Genomic DNA, 23,581 nt, shown 5'->3' with positions numbered 1-23,581 from the left:
GATGATGAGTCGAAAATAGGCATTACCACGGAAAGGTATGCTGTCGGCATCATCGTTTCCTTTTTGTGCGACTGCACTATCCTTGGAAAGAGGAAAATAAAAAGGTAACTAAAAGCCTAAAAGATATTGGCTCAGTCAATATTCTAAAATATTTCACTATCATCTATGGCTTGCCCTATCACGAGCAACAATTAGGACTTGAAGGACCAATAAAATAATGTTTCAAGAAATGATTGCGGATTTTCAACAGAATTTCTGGTTATATATTTCGATCCCATTTATTAGTGGCTTTATTGGCTATGTAACGAAAGTTATTGCCATTCAAATGATGTTTGCACCACTTGAATTTAAGGGACTAAGGTTATTTGGTCTTCCAATCGGATGGCAAGGCATCGTCCCGCGAAAAGCTGAAAAAATGGCGACCATAGCCGTTGAGTTAATGACCTCAAAGTTAATTCAGCCCCAAGAAATTTTTGCCAGACTTGATCCGAAAAGGATTGCTCAAGAAATTGAAAAACCATTAATGGCTGCTGCCGAAGACATTACCCGTGAAGTTGCACAACAATATCAACCGGGTTTATGGGAAGGTATGCCTGAGTTCGCACGAAAGAAATTAATTAAGCGAGTTCAAGCCAAAGCCCCTGAGATTGTTGAACATATCATGGGCGAAGTGCAAAAAGATGTGATCAAATACTTTGACATCAAGCACATGGTGATTAGCAATCTCCTCAAAGATAAGCGTCTTCTCAACGAAATTTTCAAAAAAGTCGGCAAACAAGAATTCAAATTCTTTAGTAATGTCGGCTTTATTTTTGGTTTCGCCATTGGTGTAGTGCAAATGTTGTGTTGGGTGGTCACTCAAGGAAAATATCCTTGGATGCTGCCAATGTTCGGTGGCTTTGTCGGCTTTTTCAGTGACTGGATGGCTTTACAAATGATGTTTAGACCATTGTACCCAAAGAAGATTTTGGGCTACACATGGCAAGGTTTGTTCATCAAGCGTCAAAATGAAGTCGCGGCAGACTATGCAGCGCTCATTTCTAAACAATTACTCACATCCCGTAATATGATGGAAGAGCTTTTTTCTGGAACCAATTCAGATAAAGTGATCGAACTCGTCAGTCGCCATGTGAAACAAGAAATTGATTTACAAGCAGGTATTGTTCGTCCATTGGTTGTTTATGCGATTGGTGGTGAAAAATATCAGAATTTAAAAGCTGAAGTTGCGGAACGCATTTTACAACAGCTCCCTGAAACAATGCGTTATGTAGAGTCTTATGCTGAAGATGCGATGAATGTCCGCAATACTTTGGTCGAAAGAATGCAGCAGTTAAGCCCTGAAGAATTTGAAGGTATGCTCCGCCCTGCCTTTAAAGAAGATGAATGGTCATTAATTATTGTTGGTGCTGTATTAGGTTTCCTTGTAGGGGAAATGCAGATCCACTTTATGCTTTAAAAAATAGGATTAGAAAAGGAAGCTAAGGCTTCCTTTGTTTATGCTTCTTAATGTGAGTGCTTTTCTATTTGAATCACTTCAATGTCAGTGGGTTTATAGCGGTGGGTATCCACCTCGCCCACTAGCCGAACATGATCGCCCACTTTCAAGCCTGCTTTACGCCAAATATCATCATCAACTTCAATGCCAATCGTGCCACTCTGATCTTTAAATTCGTAATGATCACTTCGCAAATGTTTCGTAATTTGGCCTGTTAAAGTAACACCCGTTTCATCAGCCAGTTGAGCAATCTGATTCACCGTTATCACATTTTTTGCTGCTTCTTGCACAAGCACATGATCATCTTTACCTGCCCAAGTTGATGTTGATAAGCCAATTAAAATCGCTATTCCACAAGGCATCAAAATTTGTTTCATTGAATACTTCCTCCAGCTTTTCTCTTTATTATTATCTAAACAGAGATAAGCCCTTGTCTCAGCTTCTGTTTGTAATTAAGCATTAACTTTATGTGTATAAAAACCGATCCCCACTCACTAACGTGGGGATTATTTTAAATGGCTCATTATTTCTCAATCACATGATCTAAGCTCAAACGACCAGCACCATGCAACATTAAATAAAATAAACCACCAGACATAGCTAAGTTTTTCATAAAGTTGATTTGTTGCATTTGATCATCTGCGCCATGAAAAATAAATGCGGTAATAATGCTAAAGATACCTAAACCAAATGCAGCTAAACGGGCTTGAAAACCAAATAACAGCGCAAGTCCACCGCCAAACTCAACCAAGATCGTTACTGGTAACAATGCGGCAGGTACACCCATCGATTCCATATAACCCGCTGTAGCGCCATAAGCACTGAGCTTGCCCCATCCTGCAATGATAAAAATATAGGCCATTAGGATCCGAGCAACAAGCGTAACGATATTTTCTACACCTGACTGCGTTACGATATTTTTTACGATAACATTTGGATTAAACATAATTGATTCCACACTAGTTGTTTTTTAATATAGAAACAGTTTATGTGTGTTTTATTTTGCAATAAACATTCTATTAGTTAATGCATCGTTCTATATTTGCAACAAACATTATTATTCCAGATCAAAATTAATCATGTCGCTACTCAATGAATGTTACCAATTAAATTGGTTTTTATACTGACATTCTATAGTTGCACTGCTAGGATTTAGCTCAAATTCATACTGTTAACAGCTTCATGGAACTTATTGATTTTATTCTGCACGTTGATGAACACCTTTTAGAATTTATTACGAATTATGGCGTATGGATTTATGCCATTTTATTTTTAATTATCTTTGTTGAAACAGGCCTCGTAGTGATGCCTTTTTTACCCGGAGATAGCTTATTATTTGCTGCGGGTGCACTAGCAGCATCAACTGGTGCGATGGATCCGTGGGTACTCGGTATTTTATTATTTATTGCCGCAGTTTTAGGTGATACCGTAAATTACCACATTGGGCGTTATATCGGCCCGCGTGTTTTTGAAATGAATTCACGATTTATCAATCAACAACATTTACTCAAAACACAGCAGTTCTTCCAACGTCATGGCGGTAAAACCATTATTTTTGCCCGCTTTGTTCCGTTTGCACGTACCTTTGCACCATTTGTCGCAGGTGCAGGCAGTATGAATTATAAATTTTTCCTCACCTATAACGTAATTGGTGCTTTTTGTTGGATCGCATCATTTATTACGTTAGGTTATATCTTTGGTAATATGCCAATCGTTAAAGATAACTTCACCTATTTAATTTTTGGCATTATTATCATCAGTATCTTGCCGGGCGTTATTGGTTTTGTTCGGCAAAAACTAAATGAGCGTAAAGCTCAATAAATTAAAATAATCGAAAAATCATTGGCAACATACAAATCAGTAATAACATTGCCGACCCTTTATATAAATGGTCGGCTGTAATTCCATTAAAACTCCCAACCAGAAGTGCTCGTCCAAAGTACATCCAAAAAACACTTATAGGGATTAAAATCACACTAAAAATCGCAAAAACCAGCACTGCATTTTCAATCGAATTCCACGTTTCAACAGGAAAAATACCTACCGCTAAAAGCACTGTTTTTGGATTTTTTAAAGTAGCGCTAAATAATTTTGTCTTACGTATCTTCTGATGGCGTTGATCATATTTTTGCAAATGCGCACTTTTCCAAAGATGAAATGCCATCCAAAGTACCAATGCTAAACTCACCGTATGTAAAATCACATCTAAAGCTGGCCAAATCGGCTCAAAGAGATGAATAAATAATGCCCACAAACTTATGCCATATACATATCCCAACCATTCAATTGGAATGAAGATTATCGTCTTAAAAGCCCCTTGTTGATGAGTTGCACTGGCGAGCAATGCATTGGTTGGACCGGGTATTAATAACACCGCCAACATCGCCAAAACAAAAAACCAACTCTCAATCATAGACAGACCAGATGACAAAATATGCTCGCCACCTTAAACGAATTTGAAGCAAAAAAACAAATTTAGTGGAGAAAATTAGGCTATAAAAATTAAAGAAATGAATATAAATATTACTAAGATATTGTTTTGTATACTTTTATATTGAAACATTTTGCTAAAATTTAGTTATTTATCACTGTAATAAATTACAGTGATAAATGAATTTCAACTTATGATTTTGAACGTGGCTTGACCACAATTGCACAACCTTTGAACTGTGCGGCTTGCACAATTGCATCCTGCTGACCTAATAAGTTAGCGAGCTCTGTGTTCTTGGTATTCATCGACTGTCCCATATTTAATGAGATTGTTGGCGAAATCCCCCAACCACCGCCTCTTGCCCAACCACCACCAAGTCCAACACCGACACCAACTCCAGTCCGCTTAGGTGTCTGCACACCATTATCGATGTACTGTTGAATACGATTATATTCAGCTTGCAACTGTTGGCAGTTTAAAGCTTGGTACTGAGTTGGTGAAACATAAGACGGCTTAACCGTTGATGCGCAAGCACCTAATAACATACTGAGTGCTAACACAGGCATCCAATATAAGCGTTTCATAAGATTCTCTTATTTTTTTGATTCAATCTCACCAAATAAAGTGACGTAAGCTAAGGTCAATTTATGTTCTGATGCCAAGTGAATCAAGGGTAAATTCTTTTGATGTGATTCTTTCATCAACACGGATGGCGGTAACATGCTTTCTAAAACAGGCAAACCTTCATCTTTTAATTGCTGAACCACTTCACGCGGTAACTTTGCTTGAGACTGGAATTGATTTACGACGATTCCTTCAATCTCCAAGCGATCATTATGATCATCTTGGGTTTCGAGTACATTTTCAATCAAAGTTTGTAACGCGCGTTTCGAGAAGACATCACAATCGAAAGGAATTAATACTCGGTCTGCTGAAATTAATGCTGATAACGTAAAAAAGTTAAAAGCTGGAGGAGTATCAATAAAAATACGGTCATAACGCGCACTCAGGGACTGAATCGAGTCGCGTAACTTATAAATTTTATGCTTACTTTCTAATGCATGCTCCAAAGCACCAAGACTTGGACTTGCAGGAATCACATCTAAGTTTTCAAAAGATGAACGATGAACGTAACTTTCTAAACCCTTACCACGTGGTGCTTTCAAAATGGAACCAATTGCGTTACCAATCAGGCCCTTTTGCTGCGTGCTTCCCAAAATATCTTCAAAGAAATTTTCAATGTTTGGCTCTAATGCTGCTTTGTCAGCAGAATATGTTGCATCTTCACCTAAAAGGTACTGGCTTGAATTTGCTTGTGGATCAAGATCAATCACCAAAGTTCTTAAACCTTGCTTAGCACTAATTGCAGCTAAGTTGACTGTAATACTTGATTTCCCTACACCACCTTTTTGGTTAAATACCACACGAGTTAACATGATTTCCCTCTACAAGATTTTTGTAAACTGCACGCAGTTTAACCTAGTGCAAAAACAATTACTAAAACAATGTCAAACAATTACGCAAAAACAGGTTTAATGATGACTAAGCCAATAATACCAACCAATGCCACTGTACCGACCAACAAACCTGCACGGCGCTGTTGTAACAACACGCTGTTATCTTTTTTATAAATTTTGATTAAAGATGACCAAAGTACAAAAAAGAGAATCACTTTGGCATAAAACCAAGGCGCAACCTCAAAGTTTTTCATCACCACTAAAATAGCACCTGTCACAATAATCAGCGTCAATGATAAATGTTGTAAGCCAACGAGTGCTTTAAATCCCTTTGGATTTGGCTGCTGATCCTGAACACCAACAAATAAAGTTGCTGCACGAAAAACAAAAGCAATAATCAGCGAACTCACAGCGGACATATGAATAATTTTGGTGAGTAAATGTGCATCCATGATCAATCCTTAACTTTTAGGTGCGTGTGCACATTCAGGACTGGCTGGCGCTTGACCTTGCCATTCACTAGGAACGTAAGCATGAATTGCTAAAGCATGAATTTTACCAGGACTCATTAGTTCAGCAGCCACAGCATAGATTTTTTGATGACGCTGTACTAAACGTAAACCCTGAAACTCCTCACTCACCACAATCACTTTAAAATGTGATTCTTTTCCTGGGAAATAGCCTCCATGTCCAGCCGACTCATTCAATACCTCCAAATGGGTCGGTGTTAAGGTTTGCAAACGCTCAATCAACTGTTGCTCTAATTTCATCAGCCACTCTATAAAGTCAGATTGTGATAGTGCCTTAGTATACATGACCCTAGATGAAGAGAAAATTTTGTACAAAATTTTGCCTTTTAACTTTTTTAACCGCAGAAATGCTTTAATTTTATGCAATTAATTAATTTATTTGCATAAAGTTGTTGACCCTTGTTTTGCTTAATGTATTATAAGCGGCACGCGGGAATAGCTCAGTTGGTAGAGCATAACCTTGCCAAGGTTGGGGTCGCGAGTTCGAGTCTCGTTTCCCGCTCCAGTTTGGTTTTTTAAGTGTAAGTTTTAGTAAAAACTGCTCAATATGCGGGAATAGCTCAGTTGGTAGAGCATAACCTTGCCAAGGTTGGGGTCGCGAGTTCGAGTCTCGTTTCCCGCTCCAAATTTAAAAAGCCCTAGTCGAAAGATTAGGGCTTTTTTTTGCTGAGATTTCTTTAATACATCATCTCGTCAATAAAAAAGGTGCCTCATTGAGATAGAGACACCCGTGTTTTAGTTCGGTCAATCTATCTGACTAAGCGACTGACTTTTCATCTAATCGGCGCATTCTCGGTTTATATAGCACACGATAAGTCACGCTTAAAATCAAAATCCATAACGGACTAATGTATAAGGCTTTCAAGGTATCGGGTTCAAGCGCCAAAATCACTAAAGTAAACATCAAGAATGCGATCACGACATAAGACATGAACACCCCACCCGGCATTTTGAATGTTGATTGGGCATGTAATTCAGGACGTAACTTACGGTAGCGGATATAACACACCATAATCAGACTCCAGACGCTGATAAATAGAATCACGCATAAAGAGCTTGCTAAGGTAAATGCTTCAATCGTGTTTGGCACGAAGTATTGTAGTACCGCGCCCCCCATGATGAATACACAAGAGAAGATTAAACCATTGGCTGGAACAGCACTCTTTGATAACCGACCAAAAGCATTAGGCGCCTGACCATCTTTCGATAAACCAAATAACATCCGACTCGTTGAGAACACACCACTATTCATGGATGACATCACCGAAGATAACACCACAAGATTCATGATAATCGCAGAGGTGACAATCCCTGCATTTAAGAACAATTCAACAAAAGGACTTTTATCCGCACGAATATGATCCCAAGGTGTCACAGACATCACCACGAGTAAAGCCAAGACATAGAACAAAATAATACGAATCGGAATAGCATTAATCGCCTTGGGTAAGTTCTTGTGAGGATCTTTGGTTTCAGCGGCTGTTGTTCCGATTAACTCCACACCAACAAAAGCAAAAACTGCGATTTGGAATCCTGCTAAGAAGCCATCTAAACCTTTGGGGAACATCCCATCGTGCGACCAAATATTACTAAATGAAGCAACGGTGCCATGTGGCGCAACAAAATGGCTGAAAATCATATAACCGCCAACAGCGATTAATCCCATAATTGCCAAAATTTTGATTAAAGCAAACCAAAATTCGACTTCACCAAACAATTTGACTGTAAGCAAATTCAATGCTAAGACAAATAAGACACAGCCCGCACTAATCATCGCTTGGCCAATTGGTGTAAAGGTTGTGCCGTCAGGCAACCAAAAGCCAAGATAATTAATCACAGCCGCTAAGTCAGCGATACCGACCAAAACCCAACCTAGCCAATAAGTCCAACCCAAATAATAACCGGCCCATGGACCAATCAGATCATGTGCCATATCTACAAAAGATTTGTACTGTAAGTTTGCTAGTAATAACTCTCCTAATGCACGCATCAGGAAAAAGAACATCCCACCAATGATCATATAAATGAACAGAATAGATGGGCCTGCAAGGGAGATCGTTTTACCTGAACCCATAAAGAGTCCTGTACCAATCGCACCACCGATCGCAATCAATTGCAAATGGCGATTGGAAAGTTTCCGTTGTAAGTCTTGAGGCGCTTGTTCGTCCTCTGACTGATTTTGAATCACCGTCATAATAAAAGTTCCTTTTTACTATTTCCTAAAATAAATCCGCCGATAATTTATGAGCTTAGCCAGCTGTCTTTTTAAATAACGGATCTATTTTGATTACTCGAAAATACGTATCTGAATCCATTTTGGCGATTACGAATACGTGAATTTTCTTGTTTTTAAGCCTATTTAAACAAAAATAAAGCTGATCGCTTTATTTTTGTGCTGCAATAACTGCAATTTCAATCAGCCATTTTGGATTGACCAAATCGGCTTGAATGGTGGCACGCGATGGTGCAACACTGTCTTTTAACCAATCCACATAAATCGCATTCACCTTTGGAAAATCAGCAAGGTCTTTGAGAAAAAGTTGAACTGAAAGTAAACGCGATTTATCACTATTTGCTAAAGCAAGTAACTGTTCAATCGTTGCAAGAATATCTCTCGTTTGCCCCTCAATATCTAAATCTGGATTTTTAGGGACTTGTCCTGATAAATACACCACTTGATTAAAGACGGTGACAGCACTCATCACTTCGGTGCTATTGATTTTCTGGATATCTGAATGTGACATGATGACTTCCTTAGTCTTGAGTGATAAATGGAACTCGTGCAGTTACACCACACATGAGTTCATAGCCAACTGTGCCTGAGGCTGCTGCAACATCATCAATGGATAGAATTTGTCCTGTTTTGGAGGTTCCCCAAAGTACAACTTCACTGCCAATCTCAGCATTCGGTACTGGCGTTAAATAAACTGCCAACATATCCATGCTGACTCGTCCAATAGTTCGAGTACGAATTCCATTGACTAAAACAGGGGTGCCTGTAGGAGAAATACGCTGATAACCATCTGCATAGCCACACGCCACAATGCCAATGGTCATCGCATGCGCAGCGACAAAATTCGAGCCATAGCCCACACTTTCATTGGCATTTAACTGTTGGATTGCAATCAGTTCACTACGCAAACTCATGGTCGGCGCAAGCCCCCAATCTTGAATACTATGCTGAGGATAGTCGGGAGAGCTTCCATACAGCATGATGCCGCCACGGACATAATCGGAGTGTAGTTGAGATGAATATCTGAGGATGGCGGCACTATTGCTCACCGATCTTTCCCCAGGTAAATCTTGAATGGTGCTTTCAAATTCTGTGAGTTGATAGTCCACGCCAGCTTGATCAAAACGCTCCCCATCTGCATCAGAGAAATGCGTCATATGGGTGATTTTAGCAACATGATTAAGGCGTTGCAGATGCTGCCAGACTTTGCGGTATTGTTGTGGCTTGAAACCTAATCGGTTCATACCACTGTTCATTTTTAAGAAAATATCAAACTGTGCTGGGTAAATGTGCTGCTGCACCCACTCAACTTGTTGCTCATTGTGAATGGTAAAACTGAGTTGATACTGGACACAATCAAATAAATCTTGAGGAGCGAAAATCCCTTCGAGCAGTAGAATAGGTCCTGCCCAACCGAGTGCTCGTAGTCGTTTTGCTTCTTCAATATCCAGTAAAGCAAAACCGTCTGCTGTTTTAAATGATTCATAAACACGTTCAATACCATGTCCGTAAGCATTGGCTTTGACTACAGCAAACACCTTACTATCTGGAACACTAGCTCTCACAATCTCGAGGTTTTGACGCAAAGCCTGAGTATGGATGACCGCAATAATTGGGCGAGGCATAATAAACTTCCTTGTACGCTGTAATTATGCTGCGTGTGAATAGCGCTGAATGGACAAACCATCCGTACTAATATCTGGGCGATGATTCATCACCAGATCACTAATTAATTTTCCTGAACCGCATGCCATCGTCCAACCTAAAGTGCCATGTCCAGTATTCAAGAATAAATTCTTATACTGAGTCGCACCGATAATCGGGGTACTATCAGGTGTCATTGGACGTAAGCCCGTCCAGAACGAAGCTTGCTGTAAATCACCACCGGGGAATAAATCTTGAGTCACCATTTCTAAAGTGGCACGACGGTCTTCATTCAAGCCCAGATTAAAACCACTCAATTCCGCCATACCACCAACACGAATACGTTGATCAAAACGTGTAATCGCAACTTTGTAAGTTTCATCTAAAACGGTGGATTGTGGTGCAAGTGCAGGATCAACAATTGGAATTGTTAATGAATAGCCCTTCACTGGATATACAGGCAAATTGAGCGCCAATGGTTTGAGGAAGTCACGAGAATAACTACCAAAAGCAAGAACAAAACGGTCGGCTGTTAAAACTGCTCCATTGACCATGACGCCTTTAATTTCATCACCTTCAACAATTAAGTTTTCAACATTCTGATCAAACTTAAACTCCACACCCAAATCTTGTGCCAGTTTTGCCAAGGCATTGGTGAATAAATAACAATCACCTGTCTCATCATTTGGCAAATGTAAACCACCCACTAATCTATCGGTATGTGCTAAAGCAGGTTCCACACGCGCTAACTCTTGTGCATTAAGTAAATCGAAATCCACACCACATTCTTTGAGTACTTGAATATCACGTTGGACCGCCTCTAGCTGAGCGTCATTACGGAATACTTGCAACGTACCTCTAGAACGATTTTCATAATTAATGCCGGTTTTTGTTCTTAGATCACGCAGACAGTCACGGCTATATTCCGCAACACGCATCATGCGCTCTTTGTTCACTGCATAGCTTTGTGGATTACAGTTTTTCAGCATTTGAGCCATCCACTGTAACTGCCACATACTGCCGTCAATATTAATGGCTAGTGGTGCATGATGTTGAAACATCCATTTAACTGCTTTAAAAGGAATTCCTGGCGCTGCCCACGGTGTCGAATATCCTGGGGAAATTTGCCCTGCATTACCAAAGCTGGTTTCCTTGGCAGGACCCGATTGACGATCAAGCACAGTCACTTGAGCACCTTGCTGTGCAAGGTAATAAGCACTTGCTACACCAATAACACCACTTCCTAAGACGATGACGCGCATAACAATCCCTCACGCACACTAGTTTATTTAACTAGTATATTTTTGCATCAATAGTTTTTTTCACTATTTTTATGCTTATAATCTAGGTAATTTCATGTTTTCGTCGTGAAAAAATTAAAATAAAAGGGAATAATCTATGCGTAAATTAGACCGTATTGATCGCCTGATTTTAGATATTCTGCAACGTGAAGGTCGGATTGCGATTAGTGAGCTGGCTTCACGTGTCAATTTGTCCACAACCCCGTGTTCAGAACGTGTTAAACGCTTAGAGCGTGAAGGGATCATCATGGGTTATTACGCACGGCTCAATCCTGCCCATGTTGACCGCAGTCTTTTGGTATTTTTAGAAATTAAACTTTCAGCCAAATCTGGTGATGTTTTTGATCAAGTTGCACGTGACCTTGTTGATATTCCCGAAGTTTTGGAATGTCATTTGATCTCAGGAGAGTTTGATTATTTAGTCAAAGCAAGACTAAAAGAAATGAGTGCCTATCGACGATTATTAGGTGATTTACTTAAAAAGCTGCCTGCTTCGGCATCTTCACATAGCTATGTCGTGATGGAAGAAGTCAAAGAAAGTCTTTATTTGGATGTGAGTAAATAAGATTAAATTGCGTCCTACCAACGATTAAAAATGTTTCAGCCTGCAGATGCAGGCTGAATAGGTATGATTACTCGTCTTCATCATCATAGATATAGCTCATACAACCCCAACCGTCATATTCACCATCAAACTCTTGTGCAATACGTGTCATCCACTCTTCTAAGTCTGCAATATCATCGTATTCAAGCATCATATTAATATGGATATTCAACACCCACATATCTGAACCATCTGAGTGTAACTCTTCTTGATAAAGTGAGATCTTTTGTTCTTGGTGCAACAGATGGAGTGCACATTTTTCAACTTGCTCTTGTTTTTCAAACACAATCGAAAATTCAACTTCATGTGGCTCAGTGAGATCATTCCCATCTTCAACCATCTGCCACAAGACATTACCATTATCATTGTCTGGAAATTGTTCATAGTCGCGTGTCATATCAATATCCTTTGTTATGTTTTGATTTCATTATTGGCTATAGATTAACCTATTTTTATGTCAGTTTTTAGACGCAACAATTATATTATCATCAAAAAAGGATAGAAATTTTTAACTACTCGCATCCATCTCATCCAATTGAATTGACAGCACCACCTGATCAATACAGCGAATACCTTGCTCATAAATCGGTTCAGGATAGGATTTAAATACATCTCGTTGAATATGCGACATACGAAAACCACATTTTTGATAAAGCGCTAGTTGATTAAGGCTAGAATTTCCAGTTTTAACCCAAACTTTGCTTCCTAAAGATTTTTTCACATACTCAATTGCATGACTGATTAATAATTTGGCTAAACCCAAACCTTGATGATCTTGTCTGACACTTAAATTTTTAATTTCAAACTCATCGTGATTGCACTGCAATAAACAAAGTTCTGCAATCACATCCTGCTGCTGATTGAACATGATAAATAAGCTGACATCTGGCAGATAGCTAAGAACGTGTTGCCAATCTGGGTCAGCACTAAGTAATAATTCTTTTAATTGATTTTGGTTTAAATCCGATAGCTCAGACCATTGCAATATGTCTATGCTATAAAAGATCGTCAAAATACGACTCCTTATTTTTTCTGCAAAAGCACATAACTAAATTTTTGCTGATTTCCTGCTGGGGTCATATGAAGTGCTTTGCCTTGATGAATCACGTCAAATTCAATTGATCCAAAAAAATCAATGAGCTGCTGCGGACTATAGCGCTGTACATCCAAGCCACTACATTTTAATGCGCCATCTTCTGCAAAAGTGGAGATTGCTAGATAGGCACCTGATTTCAACGCATGTAACACCTGTGCTAAATATTGCTGTCTATCCTGCTCCTTAATTAAGAAATGGAAAACTGCACGATCATGCCATAAATCAAACTGCGCTGCGCTAAAGTTAACATCTAATACATTTGCTACAAGCCAATTTACTTGATCTGCATTTACGCCTAGACGTTGCTGACTTCGCTGGAGAGCAGCTTCAGCCAAATCTAAAACGGTGATGTGTTCAAATCCTTGCATCAGTAAATGATCAACCAACACAGAAGCCCCACCACCCACATCAATGATCTGTGCATCGGCAGTTAAACGTGCAGATTCAATTAATTGCAATGAGGTTTCTGCTTCAGCCTGAAACCAACTTAGTTCAGTGGGTTGTTTAGCGGTGTAAATATTTTGCCAATGCCTTACTAAGTCTTGGTTCATTCAAAGGCTCAAAAACATTATATGATTTTATAATCTATTATAAATCTTCAAAATTGGCTAGCCATACTATACTTTTCTTTGAGAATGCTGGTGTGGGTAACTTTAAAAAGGAACTACCGACTCAAGCTCGATTGCAGATTGTTTTAACGGATGTTGAAAAGCAAGATAGGTGGCATGCAATGCCATACGTTTAAAATGGAATTTGGCAGGTTCAGGATGATAAAGTTTATCGCCCATAATGGGATGTCCAATATGCATCATATGTACACGAAGCTGATGTGAGCGTCCTGTCACTGGTTCTAAACGCACTCTGCTTTGATCTGTTGTCACATCATACTCAATCGATTGGAATAGCGTTTTGGCAGGCTTTCCCAATTCAAAATGCACCATCTGACGAGGGCGATTTTCCCAATCTGTAATCAAGGGCACTTCCACACTGCCGTCTTGCTGAATCTGTCCTTTTACAAGTGCCACATAATATTTCTTAACCGTTCGTGCTTGGAACATTTTGCTAATCGCAACTTCAGCATCTCTATGCTTTGCGAACATCAACAATCCTGATGTTGCCATATCTAAACGATGTGTCACTTTAGCAGAAGGATATTGTGCTAAAACGCGCAAATACGCACTATCTTGATGTTCAGGCAAACGCCCCATGACCGACAATAGCCCTGCTGGCTTATTAATCACCACTAAATCTTCATCTTCATAGATCATCTCAAGTGGATCTTGCGGCGGCAGATAAATAAAGTTGTCATTTAGGGGCATGAGCAGTAAACGTTCTAAATAAAGCGGAGCAATTATAGCGAGTTCTCAGCCAAAAACGAATTTTGAGATGAAATCCTGAACAGAGAACTCGTTTTATTGAAATGTTATTGAAGATGTCTAGAGTTAATGCCGTTGCCTGTTTTGATTATTATTGTTGCGACATTAACTCGTATATTTTTATGATGCTGTTTTTATCGCTTTATTTAAACTGTCTTTATACAGCTGCTCTAAAGTTGCAATGTCTCGATTTAAAAAAGTAATCAAATATTCTTTCGCACGACTCAACGTTAAATGATTAAAAGAAATCGTGTCTTTACTCTTACGTGTCACCAATCCGAATAAATCTTTTTTAGGAATAAACACCGGAATATCGCTTTCTAATTTAAATTCAAGCTGCTGTGTTTGTGAAAAGGCATCTATTGTGATGCGTAAGGTTTGTTCAGTGTAATCATCTCGTACAATAAAGCTGGTACTTGCACCATCTAGCTGTAACTGACGAACCAATTGCTGACGCCATCCCATCTCATCGAAACGAGCAACGATCGTTTCTAAATCAAAAGCACCCAAATGATCAGCTTCATTTCGATTAGTTTGATGCGGATAACGTATTTTAAGATCGAATTCTTTCATTATTTTTATGACCTCTTCCAATATGATCAATTTTCTAGTTTCAATTATATCATTTTGTTTTTTATTATAAAAATAGGAGTTTATATTCAAAAAATAAATATTCTAAGACCTATTTCACACTTACATTTAAATTCATTGATCGGGTTTTTATTATTTATATCTGATTGGTCATATTCTGTTTATATTAAATTTTTTAGGGTATCAAGGGAAAACATGTTGTTTACTTCAACACCTATGACTTTATAAGCCATAACCTTTGCCTATAGACTTTTGATCTATAGCGTCCTAAGCCGAATCGAGACCTTTTGGGTTTGTACACACTTGCTTTATAAGCATCGGTGCATGCTACTCTTTTCGATCCCTTTCACACCCTTGAGACATAGTTTAGGCAGATCAGTGCGGGATTGTTTTCCTAAAAACTGGTATTTTTCGCCACTAATGAAATAATTTCGCATATCTCATGTCACAATCAGAATTATTTTCCATTTCAATAAAAAATAGCTCATTTAAATTTCAATATATTCCAATTTAGATGTGTATTTTTTCATTTAAAACCTAAATTTATGCCCAGATCACCATAATAGCTGCCACAATTACCAGCCATAACCCTAAATGATCCGTCTTTGCTAACTTTTCTTTAAAGAAAAATGCTGAGATCAGTAAGCTAAATAGAATTTCGACCTGACCCAGTGTTTTCACTATCGCCACAGTTTGCATACTCATGGCACTGAACCATCCCACAGATGCTAAAAAACTGCAAACACTCACACGAAAGGTCAGACCAAGACGTTGCCACATGTTATACAGCGTACTGCGACTAAAGATTCCCAAATACAGCAATAATGCGATGCACTGAAAACTAATCAAACTGCACAACACCCATCCTGCACGATGCAAAAATGGCAACATGCTCAGCTCTAAACTAGCTTCACGTACCAGAAGTGAAGTAATGGCAAAACATAAACCACTGCCTAAACCAATGATTAAAGTATTAAAGGAAAGTTGCGTACTATGTCGACCTTTACTCAATAAAAAAACTGCGATTGCTCCAATCAGCACGCCAACCCAGCCCCATGTGGTCAACCGTTCCTGTAGAAAAACCACTGCAATCAAGGCTGCCAAAATCGCTTCACTTTTAGCCAACCCGATACCAATCGCATAATTCTTTTGTTGAAATAGTTTCACCATCAAAGCTGTCGCAAAAATTTGGCTGATTCCTGCAATCACCACGTAAAGCCAGAATATATTGGAAAAATGGACTTGAGCAGTGACAGGTTGATGCAGATAAAGGAATGCTAAGTAACTAAACGCAAAAATCGGAGAAAAGATAAATCGAGCCAATGTCGTACCATACGCATCGACTGTGGTACTGAGCTGTTTTTGAAATGCGTTGCGCCACGCCTGCATAAATGCAGCCATGATCGTGAATAGAATCCAAGTAAATGCCATAAACGCCAACGCACTATCAAAATGTGTGTGTAATTTACTCGCTTCATTGTGATTTTTCGAGCATTGCTTAGGAAAAAATAGATTATTTTCAAGGTGAAAAAGTGCTTTACACTTAAATCATCAAGCACTCATAAACAAGGTATTGGCTTTCAGCATCGATGGAGCAAAATCCACCATACGGCGTAAAGTTCGGGTGAAATGTGCTTGATCTGAAAAGCCTGATTCAAGCGCTATTTCAATCAAAGTTTTGCCTTGCATCCACAGCTTGATGGCATAACAGATACGCAACCACAAGATATATTGCCGCATAGATAGTCCGAGTTGCTGACTAAACAGATGCATCAAGCGTGACTCTGATAGTCCAACCTGTAACGCAACATCTGCGATGGTTGGAATTTGATGGGGTACACAGCGTTTGATGTATTCACATGCGAGTTGAATCCGTTGATCCCACGGCAAAGCCACTAATGGCTGAGGATTGAGTACCAATAACACATCCATCAGCAATTGCTTTACTTGTTCTAAGCAGAGTTGAGCAGTCATCAATTGCTGAAACTGTTTTTGAAAAGATTGAAGTCGATCAGCAGATAATGAATTAAATGTCTGTCCATTCAATAAAGGATGCAGATAAGCATAAAGTACATGATCAGGATCGATCAGAATTGCAATATAAGGTTGATTCTGTGAATCGGTACTGTGGCTAATATTGGGTGCCATCACCACAATTTCATGATAGTTCGCAGGCTGATCTTCAACAGCCAATGCAAAAGCAGTGCCCAAACCGATTTGTAATAGTGCTGGAAAATGCGCGTGTGCTTTATTCAAATGATCTTGAGTCACATACACAATCACGCCATCCCACGCATAGACCAAGCTTTTATGCGGTGTGATCGAGTCTAATTCCGTGTGTTGAGATAGCATATTCGTTCAAGACCATTTCGGTTGGAGTGTTCAAAATGAAGACGACTTTAAACGAAAGGAATAGTCGTATGTCTCACAATACTCAAGAACTGATGAAAAACAATACTGTGCAGATGGAAGCCAGTGAAGTTCGTTATAAAACCCTTGCTGAATTTTATCCTTTTTATCTTTCGCAACATGAAAATGCGACTTGTCGTCGTCTGCATTTCGTGGGGACAAGCTGTGTGATCGGTATAGCTGCTGCATCTGTTGTGACTGGAAATGCCAAATTACTTTGGGCTTTACCTGTAGTCGGATATGGCTTTGCTTGGGTGGGTCATTTCTTTTATGAGCATAATAAACCTGCAACCTTTAAGCAGCCATTCTTTAGCCTCGCCTGCGATTTTATTATGTATAAAGATATCTTATTAAAACGTGTGAAATGGTAATACATTTAGGAAACTTAGATTATAAAATTAGGTCTAAGTTTCCTGATTCTACTGAATTTAAAACTCACGATGTTGAATGACTGATCTTTTCTTGCTTTTTTGGCTCACCCAACGTGCGACCACAATCACGAGAATAATCACAAATACCGTAATCACAACAGGCATCACAAATGCCAAGATCGACAAGACAATTGAGCCAATCAACTCACCTGTTGCCACTACAAAATTCCCCAGTCCACCAGTGGTTGCTGTTGAGACACCTCGTGCAGCTACCGTACTCATTTGCACCACACCTGCTGTTCCGCCACCCACGATCAGCGCGGCTGCCCACGTTGCAAACTGTGACATTTCTCCACTACTGACTGCCATCGTACTGAGTGTGCCTGCCACTACAGCAGCAGGTGTGGCGATGGTATCTAAGAGATTATCGACCCACGGCACATAGTAAGCTGCGATTTCACAGATGGTTGCAAATCCAAGTGCCGCGCATACAGTAGGGATCGCTAACCATTCAAAGCCTTTTGCAGGTTCATACCAGCCCATCAGGGTTGCAATGCTCATCACCAATAAAGGAACAAAGACACGAAAACCACAGGCTGCGCTTAATCCTACGCCGATACAAAGTCCTAATATTGTTTCCATCTGGGTTTTCCTTATTTTTGTCAGATATCGCTATCTTGTTATTTCATATTTTACAGTAACAAAAAAGCCCTATCGAGTGACAGGGCTTTCATCAAAACAGTGGATAACTGTTTGGTGTTTGCGGCTTAGGCATTCTTACTGTTGAATTGATTGCCAAGGCATTTGGTACACGGAGGTAAACGATCAGTACCAATTTCTAAATAGGTGCGATGTCCGCATTGGACACAAAAATAGAAGCCAGTTCCAGGTCTTTCGCCAGCAGTAACCATCTTTGTTCTCCATAGATTTTAGAAATGGTTCATATACTATAGCGTGATAGTTTTGATTATTTATTGACCTTTCTGACAAATGGTGATGGCGGAAAGGTTAAAATACTTATTACCTAAATTATTTCAGGTACATCAATCGAGTTAACAGTAAATAAATTTAAAATATCTTCTCTATCCATAAAAATGATTTGGCTTCTCTTATGAGCATCTAATTTGCCTCCCAGCCAATTTCTAGCGGCTTTTGTTATCTCACCACCAGCAATAATATAGGCATGATCAACTAAAACTCTTTTATTTGTTTCAGGATCAAAAATTTCATGACCTAACATCATAGTCGTCTGATTGTAGATTTCAGCAATATTATGATTGCCTGTTTTTGTCACTCCTGATGAATCAAGCTTTCCTTTCTTAACTTGTATACCAAAATAAATTATGTGCTGTGTTGGTAATATAAATTTCATCCAAATATCTTTTCCATACTCGAGTGCTTTATCTTTGTGTCCAGCCACAGTAATTCGCTGAAAGCCCAAAATTCGAAATAATGGCAATAATACATTTTCTATAAGTTGATCCTCAGAGCACATATCCAAATAACTTATTAATCGCTCTCTTTTTTTAATCTCAATTTCAGAAAATATTCTATGTGGATTTTCAACAGGTTTTATAGTCTGATTATTATGTAAATTTTTAATATATAAATTATTGTCTGTACCGTAAAAAGCCTCATACCCTTCTCTACTTAAAGGCTTATTTAATTCAATTAAGGCATTTATACGTTCAGGATCATCTTCTGTCGCATCAGATTTATGCATTAAAGCTCTTAATACATGTACAAACGTTGGTGGCAATGCATTTGGAGGACAAGACTCTTCCAACAGTTCTGCCAATCTGTCTGATGTCCAAGCCCAACGTGTTGAACCATCATGCGTAAAGGGTAAGCCACAATCTTCAAAAAACTCTGAAATATATCGACTACTTTTATAATCAAAGTAATTTTTATCACCAATAATACATTCAGCAATTTCTCTTAAATTTTTACTTTTGAATTTCATAATTTTTTATTTTTAGTAAAGGTTATTTGCATTTAACTTAATATAAGAGTTTAAACCATCGCCATGTCTAGCTAATCTTTTCATCTCTTCGACATTATTAACTCCAGCACTTTGATAACTATAAGTATAAATTTTAAATGTTCTATCAAACTTTACCCTTATATAAGTTTCACCAATTTCATATGCAAGGATTCCAGAATCACCATCTAAATCTAAATATCTTTCCATTATTATTCTCTATAAAAAAACCCCATCATCAAGATAGGGTCTTTTTTAAACAATATCAATTACTTTTAGCTAAAGTATTAAGCCACTTGACCTTCTAAAAAGTCTTGTGCAAAGCGCTGAAGTACACCACCCGCTTCATATACAGAAACTTCTTCTTCTGTATCTAAACGGCAAGTTACAGGCACTTCAAGAATTTCTTCTTTACCATCAGCAGTTGAACGCTCAATTACTAAAGTCAAAGTCGAACGCGGTGAGATATTACCAATCACGCTATAAAGCTCAGTACCATCTAACTTCAACGTTTTACGGTTCACACCTGGTTTAAACTCAAGCGGTAACACCCCCATACCCACTAAGTTAGTACGGTGAATACGCTCAAAACCTTCAGCCACGATCGCTTCAACACCTGCAAGACGAACACCTTTCGCTGCCCAGTCACGGCTTGAACCTTGACCATAATCCGCACCTGCAACAATGATCAACGGTTGCTTACGGTTCATGTAAGTTTCAATCGCTTCCCACATACGCATCACTTCGCCTTCAGGCTCTACACGTGCTTTTGAACCTTGTTTAATCGTGCCGTCAGAACGAACCACCATTTCATTAAACAATTTCGGGTTAGCAAATGTTGCACGTTGTGCGGTCAAATGGTCACCACGATGTGTCGCGTATGAGTTGAAGTCTTCTTCAGGTACGCCCATTTTGTGTAGGTATTCACCCGCAGCCGAATCCATCATGATCGCATTGGAAGGCGATAAATGGTCAGTCGTGATGTTATCACCTAAAATTGCAAGCGGACGCATGTTGGTCAAAGTACGTGGTGCAGCCAACGCCCCTTCCCAATACGGCGGACGACGAATGTAAGTACTCATAGGACGCCAGTCGTAAAGTGGGCTTTCCGCTTGCTCAACTTCACCGAGGTCAAACATTGGAATGTAGACTTTACGGAATTGTTCAGGCTTCACAGCTTCTTTTACCAGTGCATCGATTTCAGCATCAGATGGCCAGATATCTTTCAGGTAAATTGGATTACCGTCTTTGTCTGTACCCAATGAATCTTTTTCGATGTCAAAACGAATTGTCCCTGCAATCGCATACGCGACAACAAGTGGAGGCGATGCCAAGAACGCTTGTTTTGCATAAGGATGGATACGACCATCGAAGTTACGGTTACCCGAAAGTACCGCTGTCGCATACAAATCACGGTCAATGATTTCTTGTTGAATCACTGGATCAAGCGCACCTGACATCCCGTTACATGTAGTACATGCATACGCCACGATACCAAAACCAAGTTTCTCTAGGTCTTTCAGTACGCCAGCTTCTTCAAGATAAAGTGCAGCCGCTTTAGAACCTGGTGCAAATGAAGATTTCACCCAAGGTTTACGCACTAAACCAAGTTCATTGGCTTTACGTGCCAATAGACCTGCTGCCACCGTGTTACGTGGGTTTGAGGTATTGGTACAAGACGTGATCGCAGCAATGATGATCGCGCCATCAGGCATTAAACCATCAGTACGGTTTTCAACAACACCTGCGATACCTTTTTCTTTCAAGTCAGCAGTAGATACACGTGCATGTGGGTTTGATGGACCTGCAATGTTACGAGTGACTGTTGAAAGATCGAAACGGAGTACACGTGGGTACTGCGCTTTGGTCATATCCGATGCCCAAAGGCCGATTTCTTTTGCGTATTGCTCAACCAATGCCACTTGTGCATCTTCACGACCTGTCAGGCGTAAATAATCAATCGTGTTTTGGTCGATGTAGAACATCGCAGCCGTTGCACCGTATTCAGGTGTCATGTTCGAGATGGTTGCACGGTCACCAATCGACATGGTGTCTGCGCCTTCACCGAAGAACTCAAGGTATGCACCAACGACACGTTCTTTACGCAAGAATTCAGTGAGTGCCAATACGATATCCGTCGCTGTGATGCCTGCTTGACGCTGACCAACAAACTCAACACCAATAATGTCAGGTAGGCGCATCCACGATGCACGACCGAGCATGACGTTTTCAGCTTCTAAACCACCTACGCCAATTGAAATTACGCCAAGCGCATCGGTATGTGGTGTGTGAGAATCTGTACCAACACAGGTATCAGGGAAAGCCAAGCCATCACGGTTTTGAATTACTGGAGACATTTTCTCCAAGTTGATTTGATGCATGATGCCGTTGCCCGCAGGGATCACGTCAACATTTTTAAAAGCAGTTTTCGTCCACTCAATAAAGTGGAAACGATCTTCGTTACGACGATCTTCAATCGCGCGGTTTTTCTCAAACGCGTCAGGATCAAAACCACCAAACTCCACCGCCAAAGAGTGATCCACGATCAACTGAGTTGGAACCACTGGATTGACTTTAGATGGGTCACCACCTTTTTCAGCAATCGCATCACGCAAGCCTGCAAGATCAACTAATGCCGTTTGACCTAAGATGTCATGACACACCACGCGCGCAGGATACCAAGGAAAATCCAAGTCCTGACGGCGTTCGATCAATTGCGTTAAATAATCAGTTAAATTTTCTGCATCAGCTTTACGCACAAGCTGTTCTGCCAACACTTTCGAAGTGTATGGCAAAGTTTCATATGCGCCTGGCTGAATGTCTTCAACGGCTTGACGCACGTCATAGTATTCGAGCTGGGTACCTGCCAGCGGTTTACGGTATTGATTTGACATTAACCACGCTCCGCCAATGGTTTGAATTCTAGGTTTTCAGGACCAGTGTAGTTCGCGCTTGGGCGAATGATCTTACCGTCTTGACGTTGTTCAATCACATGTGCTGACCAACCCGCTGTACGAGCGATTACGAATAATGGAGTGAACATTGCCGTTGGAACACCCATCAAGTGATAGCTTACTGCACTAAACCAATCTAGGTTCGGGAACATGTTCTTCACTTCTTTCATCACTGACTCTAAACGCTCAGCGATGAGGTACATCTTGTTGTTCTCTTGCGCTTCAGCAAGGTCATACGCAACTTTCTTGATCACTTCGTTACGTGGATCAGAGATGGTATAAACAGGGTGACCAAAGCCGATGATCACTTCTTTTTTCTCTACGCGGCTACGGATGTCTGCTTCTGCTTCGTCAGCGTTGTCATAACGTTGTTGAATCACGAATGCAACTTCGTTTGCACCACCATGTTTTGGACCACGCAACGCACCAATACCACCTGTAATTGCTGAATACATGTCTGAACCTGTACCTGCAACAACACGTGACGTAAATGTAGAAGCGTTGAATTCATGCTCAGCATACAAAATCAAAGACGTATGCATTGCTTGAATCCATTCTTCAGATGGCGCTTCGCCATGAAGTAAATGGAGGAAATGCGCAGCAATTGAATCGTCATTCGTTTCAACTTCGATACGACGACCGTTGTTGCTGAAATGGTACCAATACAACAACATTGAACCCAAGCTTGCCATCAATTTGTCAGCGATGTCTTTTGCACCTGCTTCATTGTGGTCTTCATGTTCAGGCGTTAAACAACCTAAAACTGACACACCTGTACGCATTACATCCATTGGGTGTGCAGATGGCGGTAACTGCTCAAGTGCAGTTTTCAATGCTGCTGGTAAGCCTCGAAGTGCTTTAAGTTTTGCTTTATAGGCTTTCAACTCAGCTTTGTTTGGCAGTTTGCCATGTACCAATAAGTGAGCAACTTCTTCAAATTCGCTACCCACAGCAAGATCAAGAATGTCGTAACCACGGTAGTGCAAGTCATTACCACTACGACCTACGGTACAAAGTGCAGTATTGCCTGCAACTTGACCACTTAATGCAACTGATTTTTTTGGCTTGAAGCCGACTGGTGTTTCATTACTGCTCATAAGATTGTCCT

General features: G+C 39.9%; 28 protein-coding genes and 2 tRNA genes. 6 read left to right on the top strand and 24 right to left on the bottom strand.

Annotated elements, in window-relative coordinates:
* The first annotated feature begins 229 nt into the window (after positions 1 to 229).
* The gene (locus IEV17_RS14595) at positions 230 to 1,456 is read left to right on the top strand and encodes a DUF445 domain-containing protein (protein ID WP_171062483.1); all 1,227 of its coding nucleotides are present in this window, start codon (positions 230 to 232) and stop codon (positions 1,454 to 1,456) included.
* Positions 1,457 to 1,503: 47 nt separating this feature from the next.
* Here the strand turns inward: IEV17_RS14595 and IEV17_RS14590 are convergent, their stop codons facing one another.
* The gene (locus IEV17_RS14590; RefSeq protein ID WP_004665248.1) at positions 1,504 to 1,872 is read right to left on the bottom strand and encodes a NirD/YgiW/YdeI family stress tolerance protein; all 369 of its coding nucleotides are present in this window, start codon (positions 1,870 to 1,872) and stop codon (positions 1,504 to 1,506) included.
* Positions 1,873 to 2,018: 146 nt separating this feature from the next.
* The gene (locus tag IEV17_RS14585) at positions 2,019 to 2,441 is read right to left on the bottom strand and encodes a DoxX family protein (RefSeq protein WP_004665250.1); all 423 of its coding nucleotides are present in this window, start codon (positions 2,439 to 2,441) and stop codon (positions 2,019 to 2,021) included.
* Between the two features lie 236 nt (positions 2,442 to 2,677).
* On the opposite strand from IEV17_RS14585, the gene IEV17_RS14580 reads away from it, so the two are divergent.
* Entirely contained in the window at positions 2,678 to 3,316 is a 639-nt protein-coding gene (locus IEV17_RS14580) for a DedA family protein (RefSeq protein ID WP_004665252.1), read from the top strand.
* Position 3,317: 1 nt separating this feature from the next.
* Here IEV17_RS14580 and IEV17_RS14575 read toward each other — a convergent pair whose 3' ends face one another.
* From IEV17_RS14575 to IEV17_RS14555, 5 genes are all read right to left on the bottom strand, one after another.
* Positions 3,318 to 3,908, bottom strand: a complete 591-nt coding sequence (locus IEV17_RS14575) for a threonine transporter RhtB (RefSeq protein WP_034602109.1) — start codon at positions 3,906 to 3,908, stop codon at positions 3,318 to 3,320.
* Positions 3,909 to 4,117: 209 nt separating this feature from the next.
* A complete protein-coding gene (locus IEV17_RS14570; RefSeq protein WP_004665256.1) occupies positions 4,118 to 4,510 on the bottom strand; it encodes a hypothetical protein in 393 nt (130 codons plus the stop codon).
* Positions 4,511 to 4,519: 9 nt separating this feature from the next.
* Positions 4,520 to 5,362 carry a ParA family protein gene (locus IEV17_RS14565; protein WP_004665257.1) on the bottom strand — a complete coding sequence of 281 codons (843 nt, stop codon included), beginning with the start codon at positions 5,360 to 5,362 and terminating at the stop codon, positions 4,520 to 4,522.
* Positions 5,363 to 5,442: 80 nt separating this feature from the next.
* Entirely contained in the window at positions 5,443 to 5,835 is a 393-nt protein-coding gene (locus tag IEV17_RS14560) for a SirB2 family protein (protein ID WP_004665258.1), read from the bottom strand.
* Positions 5,836 to 5,844: 9 nt separating this feature from the next.
* On the bottom strand, positions 5,845 to 6,153 hold the full coding sequence (locus IEV17_RS14555) for a BolA family protein (RefSeq protein ID WP_004665260.1): 309 nt from the start codon (positions 6,151 to 6,153) through the stop codon (positions 5,845 to 5,847).
* 189 nt (positions 6,154 to 6,342) lie between these two features.
* Here IEV17_RS14555 and IEV17_RS14550 point away from each other — a divergent pair.
* Positions 6,343 to 6,418: transfer RNA gene (locus IEV17_RS14550), tRNA-Gly, on the top strand.
* A 44-nt stretch (positions 6,419 to 6,462) separates the two neighbouring features.
* A tRNA-Gly gene (locus IEV17_RS14545) sits at positions 6,463 to 6,538 on the top strand.
* A 132-nt stretch (positions 6,539 to 6,670) separates the two neighbouring features.
* Here the strand turns inward: IEV17_RS14545 and IEV17_RS14540 are convergent.
* The 4 genes from IEV17_RS14540 to IEV17_RS14525 form a co-directional block, all read right to left on the bottom strand.
* Positions 6,671 to 8,107, bottom strand: a complete 1,437-nt coding sequence (locus IEV17_RS14540; protein WP_004665261.1) for an amino acid permease — start codon at positions 8,105 to 8,107, stop codon at positions 6,671 to 6,673.
* Positions 8,108 to 8,297: 190 nt separating this feature from the next.
* Positions 8,298 to 8,657, bottom strand: a complete 360-nt coding sequence (locus tag IEV17_RS14535; protein WP_004665264.1) for a RidA family protein — start codon at positions 8,655 to 8,657, stop codon at positions 8,298 to 8,300.
* Positions 8,658 to 8,667: 10 nt separating this feature from the next.
* Positions 8,668 to 9,771, bottom strand: coding sequence for an alanine racemase (alr, locus tag IEV17_RS14530; protein ID WP_004665267.1), 1,104 nt, complete (start codon positions 9,769 to 9,771; stop codon positions 8,668 to 8,670).
* A 24-nt stretch (positions 9,772 to 9,795) separates the two neighbouring features.
* Positions 9,796 to 11,052 (bottom strand): D-amino acid dehydrogenase, encoded by a 1,257-nt coding sequence (locus IEV17_RS14525; RefSeq protein ID WP_004665268.1) that lies wholly within the window; start codon positions 11,050 to 11,052, stop codon positions 9,796 to 9,798.
* A gap of 136 nt (positions 11,053 to 11,188) precedes the next feature.
* Here IEV17_RS14525 and IEV17_RS14520 point away from each other — a divergent pair, with 136 nt between their 5' ends.
* Positions 11,189 to 11,656 carry an Lrp/AsnC ligand binding domain-containing protein gene (locus tag IEV17_RS14520; protein ID WP_004665270.1) on the top strand — a complete coding sequence of 156 codons (468 nt, stop codon included), beginning with the start codon at positions 11,189 to 11,191 and terminating at the stop codon, positions 11,654 to 11,656.
* A 67-nt stretch (positions 11,657 to 11,723) separates the two neighbouring features.
* On the opposite strand, the gene IEV17_RS14515 is transcribed toward IEV17_RS14520, so the two are convergent.
* The 7 genes from IEV17_RS14515 to IEV17_RS14485 all read right to left on the bottom strand — a co-directional run bounded on the left by IEV17_RS14515 (position 11,724) and on the right by IEV17_RS14485 (position 17,110).
* Positions 11,724 to 12,092, bottom strand: a complete 369-nt coding sequence (locus IEV17_RS14515; protein ID WP_004665271.1) for a ribonuclease E inhibitor RraB — start codon at positions 12,090 to 12,092, stop codon at positions 11,724 to 11,726.
* A gap of 111 nt (positions 12,093 to 12,203) precedes the next feature.
* A complete protein-coding gene (locus tag IEV17_RS14510; RefSeq protein WP_004665272.1) occupies positions 12,204 to 12,707 on the bottom strand; it encodes a GNAT family N-acetyltransferase in 504 nt (167 codons plus the stop codon).
* A gap of 11 nt (positions 12,708 to 12,718) precedes the next feature.
* The gene (locus IEV17_RS14505) at positions 12,719 to 13,342 is read right to left on the bottom strand and encodes a class I SAM-dependent methyltransferase (protein ID WP_004665274.1); all 624 of its coding nucleotides are present in this window, start codon (positions 13,340 to 13,342) and stop codon (positions 12,719 to 12,721) included.
* Between the two features lie 102 nt (positions 13,343 to 13,444).
* Positions 13,445 to 14,110, bottom strand: a complete 666-nt coding sequence (locus IEV17_RS14500) for an RluA family pseudouridine synthase (RefSeq protein ID WP_004665276.1) — start codon at positions 14,108 to 14,110, stop codon at positions 13,445 to 13,447.
* Between the two features lie 177 nt (positions 14,111 to 14,287).
* Positions 14,288 to 14,740 carry a hypothetical protein gene (locus tag IEV17_RS14495; RefSeq protein WP_004665277.1) on the bottom strand — a complete coding sequence of 151 codons (453 nt, stop codon included), beginning with the start codon at positions 14,738 to 14,740 and terminating at the stop codon, positions 14,288 to 14,290.
* 561 nt (positions 14,741 to 15,301) lie between these two features.
* On the bottom strand, positions 15,302 to 16,189 hold the full coding sequence (locus tag IEV17_RS14490; RefSeq protein WP_004665278.1) for a DMT family transporter: 888 nt from the start codon (positions 16,187 to 16,189) through the stop codon (positions 15,302 to 15,304).
* 120 nt (positions 16,190 to 16,309) lie between these two features.
* Positions 16,310 to 17,110 carry a helix-turn-helix transcriptional regulator gene (locus IEV17_RS14485; protein WP_004665287.1) on the bottom strand — a complete coding sequence of 267 codons (801 nt, stop codon included), beginning with the start codon at positions 17,108 to 17,110 and terminating at the stop codon, positions 16,310 to 16,312.
* 68 nt (positions 17,111 to 17,178) lie between these two features.
* Here IEV17_RS14485 and IEV17_RS14480 point away from each other — a divergent pair, with 68 nt between their 5' ends.
* The gene (locus IEV17_RS14480) at positions 17,179 to 17,538 is read left to right on the top strand and encodes an Mpo1-like protein (RefSeq protein ID WP_034602114.1); all 360 of its coding nucleotides are present in this window, start codon (positions 17,179 to 17,181) and stop codon (positions 17,536 to 17,538) included.
* A gap of 57 nt (positions 17,539 to 17,595) precedes the next feature.
* Here the strand turns inward: IEV17_RS14480 and IEV17_RS14475 are convergent, their stop codons facing one another.
* From IEV17_RS14475 to prpC, 6 genes are all read right to left on the bottom strand, one after another.
* On the bottom strand, positions 17,596 to 18,180 hold the full coding sequence (locus IEV17_RS14475) for a DUF4126 domain-containing protein (RefSeq protein WP_004665290.1): 585 nt from the start codon (positions 18,178 to 18,180) through the stop codon (positions 17,596 to 17,598).
* 125 nt (positions 18,181 to 18,305) lie between these two features.
* Entirely contained in the window at positions 18,306 to 18,449 is a 144-nt protein-coding gene (locus IEV17_RS14470) for a zinc ribbon-containing protein (protein WP_004665293.1), read from the bottom strand.
* A gap of 113 nt (positions 18,450 to 18,562) precedes the next feature.
* A complete protein-coding gene (locus IEV17_RS14465) occupies positions 18,563 to 19,501 on the bottom strand; it encodes a hypothetical protein (RefSeq protein ID WP_004665294.1) in 939 nt (312 codons plus the stop codon).
* Positions 19,502 to 19,513: 12 nt separating this feature from the next.
* A complete protein-coding gene (locus tag IEV17_RS14460) occupies positions 19,514 to 19,729 on the bottom strand; it encodes a hypothetical protein (RefSeq protein ID WP_004665296.1) in 216 nt (71 codons plus the stop codon).
* Between the two features lie 77 nt (positions 19,730 to 19,806).
* Positions 19,807 to 22,413, bottom strand: a complete 2,607-nt coding sequence (acnD, locus tag IEV17_RS14455) for a Fe/S-dependent 2-methylisocitrate dehydratase AcnD (RefSeq protein ID WP_004665298.1) — start codon at positions 22,411 to 22,413, stop codon at positions 19,807 to 19,809.
* On the bottom strand, positions 22,413 to 23,570 hold the full coding sequence (gene prpC / locus IEV17_RS14450; RefSeq protein ID WP_004665300.1) for a bifunctional 2-methylcitrate synthase/citrate synthase: 1,158 nt from the start codon (positions 23,568 to 23,570) through the stop codon (positions 22,413 to 22,415). Before prpC ends, acnD begins: the two co-directional genes overlap by 1 nt.
* Between the last annotated feature and the right edge of the window lie 11 nt (positions 23,571 to 23,581).

Origin of the sequence: Acinetobacter modestus (assembly GCF_014636095.1) — a bacterium.
Classification (GTDB): Bacteria; Pseudomonadota; Gammaproteobacteria; order Pseudomonadales; family Moraxellaceae; genus Acinetobacter; species Acinetobacter modestus.
Note: the sequence above shows the minus strand (reverse complement) of the source record. Positions and strands in the feature narration are given on the sequence as shown.

Bases quoted from the DNA above. Each gene is read 5' to 3' on its own strand.
- IEV17_RS14475 (WP_004665290.1), bottom strand. From the start codon at position 18,180: ATGGAAACAATATTAGGACTTTGTATCGGCGTAGGATTAAGCGCAGCC.
- IEV17_RS14480 (WP_034602114.1), top strand. From the start codon at position 17,179: ATGTCTCACAATACTCAAGAACTGATGAAAAACAATACTGTGCAGATG.
- IEV17_RS14560 (WP_004665258.1), bottom strand. From the start codon at position 5,835: ATGGATGCACATTTACTCACCAAAATTATTCATATGTCCGCTGTGAGT.
- IEV17_RS14460 (WP_004665296.1), bottom strand. From the start codon at position 19,729: ATGGAAAGATATTTAGATTTAGATGGTGATTCTGGAATCCTTGCATAT.
- IEV17_RS14500 (WP_004665276.1), bottom strand. From the start codon at position 14,110: ATGCCCCTAAATGACAACTTTATTTATCTGCCGCCGCAAGATCCACTT.
- IEV17_RS14580 (WP_004665252.1), top strand. From the start codon at position 2,678: ATGGAACTTATTGATTTTATTCTGCACGTTGATGAACACCTTTTAGAA.
- acnD (WP_004665298.1), bottom strand. From the start codon at position 22,413: ATGTCAAATCAATACCGTAAACCGCTGGCAGGTACCCAGCTCGAATAC.
- IEV17_RS14495 (WP_004665277.1), bottom strand. From the start codon at position 14,740: ATGAAAGAATTCGATCTTAAAATACGTTATCCGCATCAAACTAATCGA.
- IEV17_RS14490 (WP_004665278.1), bottom strand. From the start codon at position 16,189: ATGGCATTTACTTGGATTCTATTCACGATCATGGCTGCATTTATGCAG.
- IEV17_RS14555 (WP_004665260.1), bottom strand. From the start codon at position 6,153: ATGAAATTAGAGCAACAGTTGATTGAGCGTTTGCAAACCTTAACACCG.
- IEV17_RS14590 (WP_004665248.1), bottom strand. From the start codon at position 1,872: ATGAAACAAATTTTGATGCCTTGTGGAATAGCGATTTTAATTGGCTTA.
- IEV17_RS14540 (WP_004665261.1), bottom strand. From the start codon at position 8,107: ATGACGGTGATTCAAAATCAGTCAGAGGACGAACAAGCGCCTCAAGAC.
- IEV17_RS14515 (WP_004665271.1), bottom strand. From the start codon at position 12,092: ATGACACGCGACTATGAACAATTTCCAGACAATGATAATGGTAATGTC.
- IEV17_RS14585 (WP_004665250.1), bottom strand. From the start codon at position 2,441: ATGTTTAATCCAAATGTTATCGTAAAAAATATCGTAACGCAGTCAGGT.
- IEV17_RS14595 (WP_171062483.1), top strand. From the start codon at position 230: ATGATTGCGGATTTTCAACAGAATTTCTGGTTATATATTTCGATCCCA.
- IEV17_RS14525 (WP_004665268.1), bottom strand. From the start codon at position 11,052: ATGCGCGTCATCGTCTTAGGAAGTGGTGTTATTGGTGTAGCAAGTGCT.
- IEV17_RS14520 (WP_004665270.1), top strand. From the start codon at position 11,189: ATGCGTAAATTAGACCGTATTGATCGCCTGATTTTAGATATTCTGCAA.
- IEV17_RS14505 (WP_004665274.1), bottom strand. From the start codon at position 13,342: ATGAACCAAGACTTAGTAAGGCATTGGCAAAATATTTACACCGCTAAA.
- IEV17_RS14470 (WP_004665293.1), bottom strand. From the start codon at position 18,449: ATGGTTACTGCTGGCGAAAGACCTGGAACTGGCTTCTATTTTTGTGTC.
- IEV17_RS14535 (WP_004665264.1), bottom strand. From the start codon at position 8,657: ATGTCACATTCAGATATCCAGAAAATCAATAGCACCGAAGTGATGAGT.
- IEV17_RS14570 (WP_004665256.1), bottom strand. From the start codon at position 4,510: ATGAAACGCTTATATTGGATGCCTGTGTTAGCACTCAGTATGTTATTA.
- IEV17_RS14575 (WP_034602109.1), bottom strand. From the start codon at position 3,908: ATGATTGAGAGTTGGTTTTTTGTTTTGGCGATGTTGGCGGTGTTATTA.
- prpC (WP_004665300.1), bottom strand. From the start codon at position 23,570: ATGAGCAGTAATGAAACACCAGTCGGCTTCAAGCCAAAAAAATCAGTT.
- IEV17_RS14485 (WP_004665287.1), bottom strand. From the start codon at position 17,110: ATGCTATCTCAACACACGGAATTAGACTCGATCACACCGCATAAAAGC.
- IEV17_RS14465 (WP_004665294.1), bottom strand. From the start codon at position 19,501: ATGAAATTCAAAAGTAAAAATTTAAGAGAAATTGCTGAATGTATTATT.
- alr (WP_004665267.1), bottom strand. From the start codon at position 9,771: ATGCCTCGCCCAATTATTGCGGTCATCCATACTCAGGCTTTGCGTCAA.
- IEV17_RS14565 (WP_004665257.1), bottom strand. From the start codon at position 5,362: ATGTTAACTCGTGTGGTATTTAACCAAAAAGGTGGTGTAGGGAAATCA.